Raw genomic sequence first — 15,430 nt, 5'->3', positions numbered from 1 at the left:
GTTTGCGATTCAAGCAGGCTACGCAATCACTGCCCAGCCCGTTGAACAGAAGCCTGATCCGCCCAAACTACTTGGGCGAGAGCTGCAGCAGCTTGCCGGAATCGGTAAGCAGATAGATAAAACCTTCCGGGCCTTCCTGAACGTCGCGAATACGCTCACTGGCGTCATCCAGCAAACGCTCCTGCTCAAGCAACTCATCCTCGGCATTCAATCGCAGGCGATTAACATGGGTTTGCGCCAAAGCACCCGCAAAGAAATCACCGCGCCACTCGGAAAACACCTTGCCCGAATAAATCATCAAACTACTGGGCGCAATACTGGGCACATAAACCTTGGCGGCATCCTGCATGCCTTCTTTGTGGGTGGCTTCGCCCACCATTTTGTCTTCCCGATATTCCTTACCGAAAGACACCACCGGCCAACCGTAATTCTGACCGGCGACAATTTTGTTGATCTCATCACCACCCCGAGGGCCGTGCTCGATTTCCCACAGCTGCCCCTCTGCATCGAAAGCCAGTCCCTGGGGATTACGATGACCAAAACTGTAAATTTCCGGCTGAACATTTTTGTCGCCGTAGAAGGGATTATCGGTCAGTGCCTTGCCCTGCAAATCAACACGCAACAGAGTACCGATGTGGTTGCTGTTATCCTGGGCGGGCTGCCTTTTTGCACGATCACCCACACCAAAATAGAGCGCACCTTTGCCATCAAACACTACCCGGCTACCGTAGTGACGCCCGGTTTCAGTATCGGATTCGGTCACCACAAGGTCTTCCCAGCCCAGCAGACGGTTACCATCAAGCTTAGCCCGGGCCAATGCGGTACGACCGTGCATTTCGGGCTGCTCACTGCGCTTGCTGTAAGTAAAATAGGCATAGCCGTTATCGTTCAGATTGACGTCCAACAAACCGCCCTGACCATAAACATAGATATCGTCGGGTAATCCGGTCACTTCCGTATGCTTGCCAGTTCGCAGGTCCAGGCGCTTCACCTTGCCACCCTTCTCGGTAACCAAAGCTTCGTAACCATTGATAAAGCTCATACCCCAGGGGCGATTCAAATCCTTGGCGACTTCCTTGACTTGAAACTCAGTGGCATGGGAGAGGCCAGCAGCCACCAGCAGTGAAGCACTTATCATTGATTTCAACATGGGATTTTGATCCTGTATCACGGCAGCCAAAGGCCGAATTATTGGTATTTCTCTTCTCCGAGACGCAACCAGCCGCCGGGCTGAACGCCTCTCGGGTCATGGTGGGTCCAGTGCAGCACACCGCCTTTCTGATTCCACTCGTAACGGCCCTTTATATACAAGCTTTGGCCTGGACGCAAAGGGGCTCGTGGAGCCAAATCGATATTGTGAGCGACCAACAAGGTGGGCAGCCCTTCCCGCTTCACCAAAAAGCGTTGATGGCGGCTGCCTTTGGTATCGTCGGCCAGCAGTTTATACACGGTAAACTGGGTTTCATTAAACCAAACCTTACTGCGTTGAGCGCTAACGGCTTGTTGCAAACTCAGCAGATCATCGTATTCGCCAGGCTGTTTCAGCTCGGCCTGCTTGTTGCCGAACTGGTAAACGCCATAAACCAGCAGTAGCAGGACAAAGCTGAATGCCTGCTTCCAAAAACGATTTTGATTCACGCCAAACTCCTAAATACTTATTTATTCATACCATGCACTCATCGGGGCGCCATAGTAGGTTCCAACGCCTGTAGGCCAGCTTAATCGCGCCAGGCATTAATCAATAAATTGCGAGGGCTCAGCTCCTTCGGGCAGAACTCCACCAACTCCACCTGAAATGACTGCTCCTGTAAAAACAGCATCTGATCCAGCAATACCGTGATTTCAAGAATGCGGCGATATGCCAACCTCAGCAGATCCAGGCGGCGAGCTTCAGCAAAACGCTGCTCACCCTGCTTTTCAAAATAATCCCAATCAGGCTCATCAGTGAGGGGCAACTCTCGGCGCTCCGCCAGTAAACGACAGAAACCAGCAAAGCCCAATTTCAAAGCCGACTGAGGCAAGGAAGGCGTACTCAAGTATTCATCTATGCCCCGCAATTGTCGCTGCAAAACATCAAATCCGAGACGCCACTGTTGCAACTGAATTCGGCGGCGACGAACCGCTCCCGGAGCCGTTACCGTTTCCTGCACAATGGTATGCAGATCCTGTCGTCGAAGTTCCAATACCTGCTCCTGGCCCAGGCGAGATAAAAACCGATGCTTTTCAGCGCGGATCTTCTGATAACAACAGGGAGCGATGGAAACAGCCTGCATTGACTCAGCCACCGCCGCATTAAGTAATTCCCGATGAAGATCTCCACAGGCGTGTAACGCCAACACATGGTCTTTCCCGGTAAGGTGTTGCGTACTCTCGCTGGACAGCACATCACAACACTTCAAATCCATTGCGCCCGCTTTCAAGCTCAGTGACATGGCTCGGCCCTCTTCCACCAGAACCGGATCCCACTCCAATCCCAACACCTCAGCAGAACGGCTGCGGGCGATATAACGGCCGAGATGTCCCTTGCCACAGCACCAGTCAACAAAACGCTCACCGCGGCCCTCCATATGGGCCGAAAAATACTGGATCTGTTGCCATTTCCGGCCGGGGATGTGATTGGCAAAGAAGCGCATTTCGTGAGGCACTTCCGGCAATGAAAGCGATAGAGACGGAACGCAATCAGCAGCGCTCAGGAGGGCCTTAAAACCGGGCAGATAGCGCTGGATAAACTTTCCCAGAATCGCATTATCCGATTCCATTTCAGCCAACTGCCCATCATCCAGAGCCAACAGCGCGGTGTGCAACTTCGGCAAATGGTCTCTCCAGGCAAGCTCTGGCTCGCGAAACGCATTGGATTGCCAATACTCTTTTTGCACCTGAAGATCTGCGCAAAGATTGGCAAAAAGATCCTTATATTGCTGCTGACAGTTCGAATTCATAACACCCTTGTGTGAAGCCTGGTTTTCCAGGGGGTGGGCGTAAACCTACCGAGAATCAGGAAGGCCAACTGTGTATAATGCCCGGTTTTGAACAACAGTATAAAATTATATGCAAATTCAGGAATTCTTCACCCCTGGCCCGGAAAACGCCGATCAGTTCAGTTTCACCCGGGAACAGGCCAGCCGCTTTGCCAAATTTGTTGCAAACGATTACAACCCCATTCACGATGTTGACGCCAAGCGCTTCTGCGTACCTGGAGATCTCTTGTTTGCCATCAGCCTCGCCAAAGCAGGCTTGAGCCAAAGCATGAAAGTCGACTTTACCGATATGGTAACCGATGGCATTCAACTGAGCTTGCAGGCTGCAGAAGCCGGACAACACCAGCTGACGGGTGACAATGACAAATGCTACCTGAAACTTACCTACAGCGGTGAACATAGCGAGAACGCTGAACTGATCAGTAAGTTAAGCGAATCCTACGTCGCCTACTCCGGTCTGACGTTTCCACACATTCTGGTACCGCTGATGCGTGAACAAAACGTTATGATCAATCCCGCTCGTCCGCTGGTAATCTATGAAGGCGCAGAGCTGGAATTAGAACGACTGGACTTAAATGACGCCGAACTCGTCGGCGCTGAATCCAAACTGCTGGTGGAAGGCAAGCGAGGGACGGTAACGCTCGGCTTTGATATTGTCAGTAACGGAACGCGTGTGGGTCACGGCGAAAAGCGCATGGTACTTTCTGGCCTCAGAGAATTTGACGAGCAGGCGATGACCGATGTTGTCGCTTACTACAAAGATCGCCAAACTCAATTTGTCGATGCTTGATGCCACTGCCTAAAAGCGTTTTTTGAAGAAAAAACGCAAATAAAAAAGCCGGCAAATGCCGGCCTTTTTATTCATGGAAACAATTAATGAACTATGAGTTTGCGCCAAATACAGCTTTTACTTCCAGAAATTCTTCCAGACCAAATTCACCCCACTCACGACCGTTACCCGATTGTTTGTAACCACCGAATGGGCCTTTTGTATCGGCACCGGAACCGTTCAGGTGAACATTGCCAGTACGTAATTGATTGGCAATGCCCGCAGCTTCTTCAACAGTTTCACCGTATACATAACCGGAAAGGCCATACGGAGTGTCGTTAGCAATGTCTACCGCTTCCTCCACAGAAGCGTATGGAATCATCGTCAGAACCGGACCAAAAATTTCTTCACGGGCAATTGTCATTTGATTGTTGGCATTCGCAAAAACGGTCGGTTTTACATAGTAACCCTGATCCAAACCTTCCGGCTTACCAGTACCACCAACGACCAGCTCTGCACCTTCATCGATGCCTTTTTGGATCAGTCCCTGAATCTTTTCAAACTGTACATCAGAGGATACGGGGCCGAGATACACACCTTCCGCATGAGGGTCATTGACGGCAAGACCTTCGGCCGTTTGTTTGGCAATCTCCACCGCTTCGGCATGCTTTTCAGCAGGCACCAGCATACGCGAAGGCGCATTACAGGACTGCCCGGAATTCATCATCATGCTCTGAACGCCTTTGGACACAGCTTTTTCCAGGTTGGCGGTCGGTAAAATAATGTTGGCTGACTTACCACCCAATTCCAATGAAACGCGCTTGATATCATCAGCGGCCGCTTTGGAGATCAAACGACCCGCGCGTGTTGAACCGGTGAAGGAAACCATATCCACGTCAGGATGGCTGGACAGCGGCGCACCAACACCCGGACCATCACCGTTCACCATATTGAAAACACCTGCAGGCACACCTGCTTCATGGAGAACCTCGGTGAAAATTGCCGCATCGAATGGAGCAATCTCAGAAGGCTTCAATACCATCGTACAACCAGCGGCCAAAGCCGGAGCCACTTTACAGGCGATCTGATTCAACGGCCAATTCCACGGTGTAATCAAAGCACACACACCGATGGGCTCTTTTCGCAAACGGGTGCTGCCGCGATTGCTTTCAAACTCATAGTCTTTCAACAGCTGCAAGGTTTCATTAAAATGTGCCGCACCCATCGCCGACTGTGCCATTTTGGACAACCAGGCTGGCGCACCCATTTCGGCGGTGATTGCTTCCGCCAAGTCATCTTTTCTTGCTGCCAGACCCGTCAGAATTTTTTCCAGCAAAGCGATACGTTCTTCTCGACTGGTTTGGGAAAAAGCCGGGAATGCCGCTTTAGCAGCAGCCACAGCGGCGTTCACATCCTGCTCATTACCCAAAGCAATTCGACCACAGCTTTGCTCAGTTGCAGGGTTGATCACTTCCAAAGTTTGGGCTTGGTTCGGTTCAACCCACTCACCATTAATATAGAACTTTAGAGTTTCCATCTGAGGCTCCTTTAAATACATTATGAAATATTTCGTGTTCTGATATGACAGCAAACTCTGTCATATCATGAGTTCTGAACATATCGTCTAGACTGCCTGTTTTACTAGGAACTGCCAAGGTCGAACAAGCACGATTACCAGCCAAAAGCGACAGTCATCATACCGCCTTCGACCCAACCATGAAAATGTCTTTTTAATCGTTCGCTGAGCATTATAATGGACTTAACAAGACCTTCACCCGTTCTTTACTCAATTCGGGTTTCCATTTTTACGGAGTTTTCGATGGCTGAAATTCTACTGGTACGGCACGGTCAGGCCTCGTTCGGCAGCGACAACTATGACCAACTTTCAGAGCTTGGGTATCGTCAAGGTCGTCTATTGGGGCAACACTTTCTGCAAAAAGAGCACCACTTCAATGCACTTTACAGCGGCACACTTGCACGACAGCAACAAACCGCACAAGCGCTGATTGATGTTTATCGCGCGGCTGCGGTTGACGTTCCCGAACTGACCATCGATGCCGCCTGGAACGAATTTGACAATCACGCTCAAGTAGAGCGGCTCTTACCAGGCTTATTGGAAAAACACGCTGAACTGAAAGACGATGCCGAAGCCATGCTTCGTGATAAAAAAAGTTTTCAGAAAGTGCTGCGCGCAGTCTTTCAATACTGGATTGTCGAACAACCTGAAACTGAGGGCCTGGAATCCTGGCCCGAGGCAAAAGCTCGATTTGAGGCCGCCCTGAAAACGGTTATGAAAAATAACGGCTCCGGACAAAGTGCCGCGGCTTTTACCTCAGGCGGTGTTGTCGCTGCATTGAGTGCTATCGTGATGGGAATGGGTGCCGACAAGGTATATGGCTTGTTTGAACCCGTCATTAACGCCTCAATCACTCGACTGATTCACAGCCAAAATAACATCAGCCTTTCCAGCTTTAATGAGCATCAATATCTCACCGCCCTAAGCGGAGACGATGACATTATCAGCTACCGTTAGGTGCAGTGCTGGCCCCTTACCCCCAAGGGGCTTTATAATAGGGCTTTTTCTCCAGGTAAGCCCATGTCTTTTGCCCCTCTGCACTTAAAATCCAATGCTGATCGACGCCTTAAACAAGGGCACCTTTGGATTTACTCTAATGAAATCAATACCGAAGCAAGCCCACTCTCCGGCTTCAGTGTCGGCCAACAGGTCGAGGTACTGAGCAACGGCGGCAAATCTCTGGGGCTGGCCACCATGAACCCACAAGGCCTGATCTGTGCTCGCCTGGTGAGTCGCCAGAAGAAGTACCCACTGGATAAATCACTGCTGGTACACCGCATCAAGCAAGCCTTGTCTTTAAGGGAGCTGGCGTTTAGCAAACCGTTTTATCGACTGATCTATGGTGACAGTGATTTATTGCCAGGACTGGTTGTTGATCGCTTCGATCGTTACCTGGTTGTACAGATTTCCACAGCGGGCATGGAATTGCTCAAGCAGGAGATTGTTGAAGCTTTGCAGAAAGTTCTACGCCCTGAAGCCATCTTACTGCGCAATGATCACAGCGCACGCAAGCTGGAAAACCTGGAAGAAACGGTCGAAACCATTGGCGACATTCCTGAGGCTGTAGAAATGGAAGAGAATGGCTGTTCTTTTCTTGCCCCTGTTGCTTACGGTCAGAAAACCGGTTGGTTTTACGATCATCGGGAAAATCGAGCACTATTACAACGGCTCTCTCCCGGCAAGCGTGTTCTCGATGTATTCAGCTACGTGGGTGGCTGGGGTGTTCAAGCCGCCCATGCAGGGGCCAGCGAAGTGGTGTGTGTGGATGCCTCGGAATCAGCCCTGGATTGGGTATCTGAAAACGCCGCCATCAACGGCCTGCAAGATAAAGTATCGACCATTCATGGCAAAGCCATTGATGTGTTAAAGCAACTGATCCAAGCTCAGGAACGTTTTGATATTGTCGTTTTGGATCCACCCGCGTTCATCAAAAAGCGCAAAGATAAAAAGTCCGGGGAAGCGGCCTACCGTCATATCAATGAATTGGGCATGCGCCTATTGGGGAAAGATGGTGTTCTGGTTTCTGGCTCCTGCTCAATGCATCTGGAAAAAGACCGCCTGAACGATATTGTTCGCGCGTCAGCTCGTCATCTTGAAAGGCACTGCCAAATTCTTCATCAAGGTGGCCAGGGGCCGGATCATCCCGTACACCCGGCGATTCCTGAAACCGATTATTTGAAAGCGGTTTTCGCCCGGGTTTACTTACCCTGATCCTTCATGATGCCCGCTTCTCAGAAGCGGGCTATTGCTGGGCCTTAGCCCGAATCGCATTCAAAATTTCCTGCAAATCACTACCAAACTGAGCGCGCTGCTCGCTCGTCAGGGCCTTATATAAAGTCTTTTTCTCGCTTTCTTTTTCAGCACCAAATGAGCTCAGCGATTCACTTGGTTCAATCACTTTAATACCCGCAGCGTTCAGAAAATCGAGTTCCTTCTGCAACTGTTTTAATTGGGATGCAAACACAGCGGGCCACACCTGATAAGGGCGCCAGTCTTCCCTATCACTGTCGTTCAGCGGCAGTAATATGTTATCTTCGATCATTGCTGCGTTGGCCTGCTTGATGAGTTCCACTTGGGCGATCACCGGCAGGCGGTAAAAAAGTACATCCAATGGCCCGGTATCATCCAGCCAACTCTGCAAGACCGCTGCATCTTTTGCAATTGCCACGCTGTTTAGTTCCAGTAACTTTCTTCGTCGCATAATGGGCTTTTCTTCAGAGCTTGCTGCAAAATCAGCTACACGCTCTTCGCTGGTTTTTCCATCACCCCACAATAAAAAGGCCATCGGCAAATAGCCAAGTACTGCTTCACTTTCATCGGTAATCGCATGCTGAGAACGTATCGCGGCCTCGCTCATTTCGACAGTATAGTCATGGACAATTCCGATGTTCTTATAGGGCCCGAACTCATCGACGAAGCCAACTGCAATGGGGTAAGGATCTAAAGCCAGCCAAATATTGCTCGACTCCGCAAAGACATTCGGCGCAGCTTTGGTAAACCGGCTCGGTACAGTCAACGCTTGATAGTGAACATAGGATTCCAGCCACATGGATTTAGCTTCATCCAGGTTTACAACATTTGGCTCACGCAAAAATTCAGCAATCACTTCCTGCAATGTACTCAGGTTTTGTCGATTTTGTTTTGCGGCAAGCTTTACCTCGCCCCAGTATTCGGCAACCCGCTTTTTAAGCCGCATTTCCTCATCGCGAGTGAGCACAGGCGCTTTAACACTTACCTGTTGGGCAACAGCCTCTGGCTTTGCTTCCTCGCGGGTCTTACTGTCACAAGCACTTAAAGCGGCCAAAAACAAGACAACAAAAACTGAAGGCCAAAGAACTTTTTTCATCGCAAGCTCATTACTTCGATGTTGTGTTCTGTCGCATAGGCCAATAATTTTTCATCCGGATCTACGGCAACTGGTCGATCCACTTTTGCAAGTAGAGGAATGTCGTTGTGGGAGTCTGAATAAAAGTAAGCACCCTCCATGGTTTCACCACTGCTTTCCAACCATTCCTGCAGGCGGGTCACTTTACCCTCCTGAAAGGTAGGGACACCAACCACCCCTCCAGTGAAGCAACCATCCAAACACTCCAGCTCCGGCGCCAGCAACAGCTCGACATCCAGCCGCTCAACAATCGGAGCAGTAATAAAACTACTGGTGGCGGTAATTACCATCAAGGTATGACCTTCTGCCCGGTGCTTCTCAATCACCGCTTGAGCCTTCGGCAACATGATGGGCTTAATTTTTTCATCGAAAAATTGCTGGCGTAAACTGTCCCTATTTTCCGCAGGAATGTCATTCAAAGCCAAGGCCACAAATTCCAGATAAGCGTAGACATCCAGCTCTCCACGCTTGTAATCTTCATAGAATGCTTCATTTCTGGCACCATAAACGACCGGGTCAACCAGCCCCTGCTCTACCAAAAATTCTCCCCAAAGATTATCGCTGTCTCCGCTGATCAGGGTGTTATCAAGATCGAATAAGGCTAGGGTCATGGCTCCGCTCTGTGCTGATTTAATATAGGCTTATTGTAGGTCAAAAGCCCCAGCCTGAGCAGTTTAAATTTGTCTCTTCTTATAGCCCTTGTGTCAAACTTATGAAACAATGATGACAATTAATTTTTGCGGCTGCGCTAGAGCAGATTACAAAGACAGCACCCCGCTTCTGACGATCGCCATGACAGCCCCCTGGAGCAATCCTTGATAGATGCAGATGGTTTTCGTCCCAATGTTGGGATCATAATTTGTAACGATAAAGGCCAGACCCTTTGGGCAAGGCGTATAGGCGGGCAGGACGCTTGGCAGTTCCCCCAGGGCGGAATCGATGACAATGAGTCACCCGAACAAGCCCTGTTTCGCGAACTCTACGAAGAAGTTGGCCTCGAAAAATCCGATGTGGAAATTCTGGCCGTTACCCGAGGCTGGCTTCGCTATCGGCTCCCCAAACGCCTTATTCGGCGTCATTCCAATCCTCTTTGCATTGGCCAGAAGCAAAAGTGGTTTCTGCTTCGTATGTTATGCGATGAAAGTAAGGTGTGTCTCAATAAAATTGGCAGCGCAGAATTCGACCACTGGACCTGGGTGAACTATTGGTACCCAATTGGCAAGGTGGTATCTTTCAAGCAAGAGGTGTATCGCCGCGCCTTGAAGGAGTTGTCACCAAGACACAGCATGCTGGAAGAAAAGGGCAGCTAAAACCACGAGCTTACAAACTTACCAACCGCGCCTCCCATTAAATTTCTGCCATAAAAAAAGCCGCTAAAAAGCGGCTTTTTTTATGGCTAAGTCAGTAGCTTAGGAAGCCGCCAACTTACGCTCACGTTCAAGTTCGTTCTGGCAATACTTGATCCAACCGGTAGCAAATTTCTTGCTGCGCGGATCTTTAGCTGCCTCTTTGAAGAACTTAATAGCAGATGAGTATTTCTTCTGGTTTGCAGTAGCCATACCGAGGGTAATATAAAGCTGGTCTTTACGCTTTACCTTACCGCGCTTGAGCGCTTTCTCGCCGACTTCAACAGCCTTTTTGTTGTTGTCGCTATCCAGATAGATACCCGCCAAGCGAGCATACAAATCGCCACCGTCAGATTTAGAGGCCGCCTGCTCCATGACTGGAATAGACTTCTTCACTTCTTGAGACATGCGCAACGCAGTTGCATACACCTCAAGATTTTTAGAAGTTGGCTCAATAATCTTGTCGGCCAAGCCTTTCTTAAGAACTTTTGCCGCCAGATAAGGAACGTCTTCGCCCATGTACAAATAGGCCAAGTTCATCAGTTCCTTCTCTTTGCTCAAACCGCCCATTTGGTAAACGGCGTCGTAGGCGTACAACTGATCTTTTTCGCGATTATCCAGGCCATACATACCAGCCAAACGGCGCCAGTAAGTTTGTTTTGGATACAGACGAACCAAACGCTCGAGAATACCGATTACCTTCTTGTTATCACCCACTTCATAATGCAGGGCACTCAAGATCTGAAACCAGTTTTCTTTTGGCGTCTTACCTTTCTTGTCGTACATGCCGACAGCGGTATTGATCGAACCAATCGCTTTCTTAGGCTTTTTATTGGTGTAGTAAATCTGACCCAGCAAAGCGTGGGCATCTGCACCAATAATTGGAGCCATGCTCATCCACTTTTCAATGGTCTTTTCAGCTGCATCGTAATCTTCCAATACAAACTGTAGCTGACCAACCGTATAGGTGATCTGCACTTCAAGACCCAGTGGAATCTGAGGGCTCTGAGCCAGCAATAATTTATATTGCTTAATGGCGTTGCGATAATCTTCCAAACTGTAATAAGCGAAACCTTTCAGGTTGTACACCTGAGCTTTTTCGTACTTATTAAATTTGTCGGTATTAATTTCATTAAGGAGCTTCAAAGCGCCACGGTAATCCGGCTCACCCTGTTCAGGGTTAATAAGCTGGTTGGGAGCTTCAAGCTTCTTAAATACCTTCTGGCTTAACGCAGGAGTTTTACGCGTTTTCTGGGGTGGCTTTTTCGTCGCTTCCTGAGCGTAAACCGCACCAAAAGTCGCGTCTTGATTAAAAGCTTTCATCACCACACTGGATACTGCCGGGGCCAGCATAAGCGGGGCCGCCAGCAGAGTGTGTTTGACAAGCTTTGTTGCCGCAGCTGTCATTTTCATGTTGTCACCCATTCTATTGTGCAATGGCGAAGGAGATCTTGTTGCGTACGCCAGGAACCTCAATTGGTTCACCGTCGATAACCCGAGGCTTGTACTTAAACTTCAGCGCCGCCTTCATTGCCGCTTTGGCAAAGATGGTGGAACCTTCAGGTACGTGCTCTACAACCACCGGGTTACTTACCGCACCACTCTTGGTTACAGTAAATTCAACAATTACATAACCTTCAATACCACGACTTAGCGCTCGACGAGGATACTGGGGCTGTACCTTCACGATTGGCAAATATTCACCATCGGAAGAGAAACCACCAACACCGGCCACATTCAGATTTGCCTGCACCTTCGGGGCACCCATGTTGATAGCGTCAGGACTAACATCAGGGGTTTCGAATTCAGGTTGAGGCATCTCCGGTGGTGGCTCATCCGGCTCTTCGGGTTTTTCAGGTTTTTCCGTTTCGAAGCGCGTCTCAATCTTCGCTTCCGGCATATGAATATCGGCAATCTTGGTAGCCTCGCCCTCTTCAGGCTCTTTCATATTGGCCGCGATCAAGGTGTGCATCAAAACGAACAAGCCAAAAGTCACTGCCAGTGCAACGGCTCCGGCTATTATGAGTCGTACAGGATTCATAGCTCGCCCTAGTTCTTCTCTGTTGCCACAGCAACGTCAGTGACACCCAGATCACGGGCGGCGTCAACCACCTTGGTCAGGGTTTCAATGCTTGCTTTATCATCCGCCTGGACCACGATTCCCCCTTTCGGGTTCTCCGCACGCAATTGCTCGATGCGGTTACGCACCTGGCGCTCGTCAATGCGACTTTTGTCGATCCAGATTTCATTGTTGCCGTTAATCGCAATCAAGATATTCGACTTGTACTTCGGCTCGGCCGTAGTTGCATCAGGTCGATTAATCTCAATACCGGTTTCCTTAATAAAGGAAGCCGTTACGATGAAGAAGATCAACATGATGAACACCACGTCAAGCATAGGTGTTAAATCAATGCCGCCTTCTTCTTCAACTTTTCTTTTTTTGGCCATGGTTACTCTCTTAACATAACCGATTAATACTTAGCGTCTGCCTTGTGGGCACTAAGCAGTTGGACTGCTTAGTGATCCATCGTCAGGTGATCGGCAAGTAACTGATTTTCACGTTCGGCAATGCGTGTAACCAGGGTGTTACCAAATACGCCCGAAAGCGCCGCAACCATACCCGCCATTGTCGGGATTGTTGCCTTGGATACACCACTAGCCATGGATTTCGCATCACCACCACCAGTAATGGCCAAAACGTTAAACACTTCAATCATTCCCCATACGGTACCCAGCAGACCAAATAATGGCGCCAGGGAAACCAGGGTTTCGATCATGCTCATGTTAGAGCGAACCTTCTCACTCACACGAGAGATCAGTGCATAACGAATTTGGTGGGCATTCCAGGACTGGCGCTCTGGACGAGCTTCCCAGGTATCTAATGCGCCTTGCACATCGCGCTTCAGAGTTCCCTTGAAATACCACAAACGTTCGAAAATCAGTGTCCACATGACGAAGGTCAGGATGGCGATAAGTACCAGTACTTCACCACCCGACTCCACAAAGGCCTTAATGGCTTCTAATTGATCCATTAATGCCGTCATGAGTACTCTCCTACTTAGCTTCTACGTTTTCAGCTACGATACCAGCGCTTTGCTCATCCAGGATGTGCAGAACACGCTGTGCACGACCATTAACCAAGGTGTGCATCAATACAGTAGGAATAGCCACAACCAGACCCAGTACCGTGGTTACCAGAGCACCGGAAATACCGCCAGCCATTGCTTTCGGGTCACCAGCACCGAAGATGGTGATCGCCTGGAAGGTCACGATCATACCGGTTACAGTACCCAACAGACCCAGCAGAGGCGCGACTGCGGAGATAATCTTCAGCAGCTGCAAGCCGGATTCGATAGCAGGTTTCTCTTTTAGAACCGCTTCTTCAAGCTTAAGTTCCAGAGTCTCGCCATCCAAGTTTGGATTGTCTTCGGCCACTTTCAATACGCGACCCAGAGGGTTGTTGGTATTGGCTTTGTCAGATTTCAGCTGAGCACTAACCTTGGCAGAAACACCGGTCAGAACAATCAGACGGAAGATAGCCAACAGCATGGCGAACACACCAACACCGGTAATGATGTAACCAACCAGCTGACCTTGGTGCCAGCGCTCAACAATAGAAGGGCTGTTGATCAATGCGCCCAGGTAAGAACCACCGGAAGGACCGGTTGGGTCGATACCCACTTTGGAGAACGTGCCAGGAGCAGCAGATTCCAGAGCTTTGGCCTGAGACAGGTACTCGGTAGGCTGACGTGGCAGCTCTTCCAGTTTACCTTCTTTAAAACTCAGGTACTGACCATCAGAAACCAGGTTAAAGGTACCGATACGAACAACGTCCTGATCAGCCTTGTCACCATTTGGCTTGATTACGGTGCCAGTGAACTTAACCACTTTACCGCCTTCAATGGTTTCACGCTGAACTTCGTACCACAGCTGCTCAATCTCTTCGATAGTAGGCAACTGATCAGCGCTGTTCATTTTCTCGATCAAGTCGTCCAAGAATGCGGCACGCTCGCCGTACTGAGCACTTACCAGAGAAGTTTCTACGTTGGAACGCAGATCACCGGCGGCAGACGTCAGGTGACCAAACAGTTCTTTCAAAGAACCCAAACGCTCTTGCAACTGCTGACGCTTCTGGTCAACGGCAACTTCGTTTTCTTCGTAGTTCTTCTCAAGGCGAACCGAACGAGCTTCCTCGTTAGCTTTGGTTTGCTTGGCTTGGTTCAGCAGAGCCTGCTGGTTAGCCTTCTGGCGACGGAAATCAGCTTCACGTTTACGCTGGTCAGCAGACTCAGCAACGCGAGCGTCTTTTACCATTTTCAGCAGCTCATCCAGAGAGGCTGCTTTGTCCTGGGCCATAGCAGAGCCGGCAGACAGCATGCCTGCTGCGGCGATAGCAATAACGCGCTTGGCGAAGGTCATTTTCATTGTGCAGCCTCCGGAGCCAGAATAGGTAGATCCATGATGTCGATTGTTGCTTGTTTCTTGGCGATCTTGATGCCTTTCAGGATGGCAGCACGGAATTCACCAGAATCAATCGCTTCCCACTGACGGGTGCTTGAATTGTAGGCACCAGACTTTTGAGTATCAGTGGTTTGATACATCAGGGCGATACGACCAACACGCAGGATATTCACCTCACGCTCTTGACCGTCGATCTCCAGAGTGTCTTTGTAAGTGTCGATCTTACGACCATACTCAGACTCAATTTTGTAGGCTTCCAGAACCTGACGGAACTTCTCAGATACAGGAATATCGGCACGTTCCTGGTTGTTACGCAACATTTCCAGACGCTCTTCACGCTCAGCGGTGTGGAAAGGCATATCCAGGCTAACGAACTGCTCCAGACCATCCAGCATACGCAGGATCAGTGGCTGGATTTGACGCTCCATTACCGTTACCTGGTCGATGGAGTTAGTCAGGTTAGTGATAACCTTCAACTGGCTAGCAATCTGCTTTTCCAGCTGCTTGTTGTAAACGCGCAAACCTTCGATCTGCTTATTTACGGTTTTGAAATCTTGTAACAGGCTGCTGGTTTGCTCAGCAATCTTGTCGATTTTCTGTTGCGACTGTGCCCCGGATTGGGCTTTAGTCTGGCCAACCTTCAGGATGGCATCAATAGTTTGATCTGCTTGGGCAACACTCCCCATGAGTGCGCCGGCAGAAAGCACAGTGGTTAAAGCCACGGCTTTCAATCGCTGCTTCTTCATATTTCCCCCAACTCGGGTGCTTCTATCAACTGAGTTTGCGACGTTCTCTAGCTGGCAAATGGTTTATAAAAGTTATCCATTTGCCGAGGTCAAGAGTGCGCCATTGTAATAACAGGCTGGAGCAAGATTCAACGGTTAATCTGGCCCCTCTGAAAATTGTGTAGTTAAG

16 protein-coding genes are annotated in these 15,430 nt (G+C 49.6%); 4 read left to right on the top strand and 12 right to left on the bottom strand.

Annotated elements, in window-relative coordinates:
- Positions 1-67 precede the first annotated feature (67 nt).
- From G8768_RS03690 to G8768_RS03680, 3 genes are all read right to left on the bottom strand, one after another.
- Positions 68-1,150 (bottom strand): PQQ-dependent sugar dehydrogenase, encoded by a 1,083-nt coding sequence (locus G8768_RS03690; RefSeq protein WP_166851201.1) that lies wholly within the window; start codon positions 1,148-1,150, stop codon positions 68-70.
- Positions 1,151-1,188: 38 nt separating this feature from the next.
- The gene (locus G8768_RS03685) at positions 1,189-1,638 is read right to left on the bottom strand and encodes a DUF3465 domain-containing protein (RefSeq protein ID WP_341800964.1); all 450 of its coding nucleotides are present in this window, start codon (positions 1,636-1,638) and stop codon (positions 1,189-1,191) included.
- Positions 1,639-1,718: 80 nt separating this feature from the next.
- Complete coding sequence (locus G8768_RS03680) at positions 1,719-2,939, bottom strand: methyltransferase (RefSeq protein WP_166851204.1); 1,221 nt, start codon at positions 2,937-2,939, stop codon at positions 1,719-1,721.
- Positions 2,940-3,048: 109 nt separating this feature from the next.
- On the opposite strand from G8768_RS03680, the gene G8768_RS03675 reads away from it, so the two are divergent.
- Positions 3,049-3,768 carry a DUF3581 family protein gene (locus G8768_RS03675; protein WP_166851207.1) on the top strand — a complete coding sequence of 240 codons (720 nt, stop codon included), beginning with the start codon at positions 3,049-3,051 and terminating at the stop codon, positions 3,766-3,768.
- Between the two features lie 91 nt (positions 3,769-3,859).
- Here the strand turns inward: G8768_RS03675 and G8768_RS03670 are convergent, their stop codons facing one another.
- Positions 3,860-5,284: an aldehyde dehydrogenase family protein gene (locus G8768_RS03670; RefSeq protein ID WP_166851210.1), complete on the bottom strand. Its 1,425-nt coding sequence runs from the start codon at positions 5,282-5,284 to the stop codon at positions 3,860-3,862.
- A 282-nt stretch (positions 5,285-5,566) separates the two neighbouring features.
- On the opposite strand from G8768_RS03670, the gene G8768_RS03665 reads away from it, so the two are divergent.
- A complete protein-coding gene (locus G8768_RS03665) occupies positions 5,567-6,280 on the top strand; it encodes a histidine phosphatase family protein (protein WP_166851213.1) in 714 nt (237 codons plus the stop codon).
- Positions 6,281-6,343: 63 nt separating this feature from the next.
- Positions 6,344-7,534: a class I SAM-dependent rRNA methyltransferase gene (locus tag G8768_RS03660; RefSeq protein ID WP_166851216.1), complete on the top strand. Its 1,191-nt coding sequence runs from the start codon at positions 6,344-6,346 to the stop codon at positions 7,532-7,534.
- A gap of 31 nt (positions 7,535-7,565) precedes the next feature.
- Here G8768_RS03660 and G8768_RS03655 read toward each other — a convergent pair whose 3' ends face one another.
- Complete coding sequence (locus tag G8768_RS03655; RefSeq protein ID WP_166851220.1) at positions 7,566-8,669, bottom strand: imelysin family protein; 1,104 nt, start codon at positions 8,667-8,669, stop codon at positions 7,566-7,568.
- Entirely contained in the window at positions 8,666-9,319 is a 654-nt protein-coding gene (locus G8768_RS03650) for a histidinol-phosphatase (protein ID WP_166851223.1), read from the bottom strand. Before G8768_RS03650 ends, G8768_RS03655 begins: the two co-directional genes overlap by 4 nt.
- A 204-nt stretch (positions 9,320-9,523) precedes the next feature.
- On the opposite strand from G8768_RS03650, the gene rppH reads away from it, so the two are divergent.
- Positions 9,524-10,018, top strand: coding sequence for an RNA pyrophosphohydrolase (gene rppH, locus G8768_RS03645; protein ID WP_166851226.1), 495 nt, complete (start codon positions 9,524-9,526; stop codon positions 10,016-10,018).
- A 99-nt stretch (positions 10,019-10,117) separates the two neighbouring features.
- Here the strand turns inward: rppH and G8768_RS03640 are convergent, their stop codons facing one another.
- From G8768_RS03640 to G8768_RS03615, 6 genes are all read right to left on the bottom strand, one after another.
- Positions 10,118-11,467, bottom strand: coding sequence for a tetratricopeptide repeat protein (locus G8768_RS03640; protein WP_243749354.1), 1,350 nt, complete (start codon positions 11,465-11,467; stop codon positions 10,118-10,120).
- A 13-nt stretch (positions 11,468-11,480) separates the two neighbouring features.
- Complete coding sequence (locus G8768_RS03635; protein WP_166851229.1) at positions 11,481-12,095, bottom strand: TonB family protein; 615 nt, start codon at positions 12,093-12,095, stop codon at positions 11,481-11,483.
- A gap of 8 nt (positions 12,096-12,103) precedes the next feature.
- Positions 12,104-12,502, bottom strand: coding sequence for an ExbD/TolR family protein (locus G8768_RS03630; protein ID WP_166851232.1), 399 nt, complete (start codon positions 12,500-12,502; stop codon positions 12,104-12,106).
- A 68-nt stretch (positions 12,503-12,570) separates the two neighbouring features.
- Entirely contained in the window at positions 12,571-13,098 is a 528-nt protein-coding gene (locus tag G8768_RS03625) for a MotA/TolQ/ExbB proton channel family protein (RefSeq protein ID WP_166851235.1), read from the bottom strand.
- 10 nt (positions 13,099-13,108) lie between these two features.
- A complete protein-coding gene (locus G8768_RS03620) occupies positions 13,109-14,479 on the bottom strand; it encodes a MotA/TolQ/ExbB proton channel family protein (protein WP_166851238.1) in 1,371 nt (456 codons plus the stop codon).
- Complete coding sequence (locus tag G8768_RS03615; RefSeq protein WP_166851241.1) at positions 14,476-15,261, bottom strand: DUF3450 domain-containing protein; 786 nt, start codon at positions 15,259-15,261, stop codon at positions 14,476-14,478. Before G8768_RS03615 ends, G8768_RS03620 begins: the two co-directional genes overlap by 4 nt.
- Positions 15,262-15,430 lie beyond the last annotated feature (169 nt).

Source organism: Pseudoteredinibacter isoporae, assembly GCF_011602085.1.
Classification (GTDB): domain Bacteria; phylum Pseudomonadota; class Gammaproteobacteria; order Pseudomonadales; family Cellvibrionaceae; genus Pseudoteredinibacter; species Pseudoteredinibacter isoporae.
This window is presented reverse-complemented; position numbering and strand designations above follow the sequence as displayed.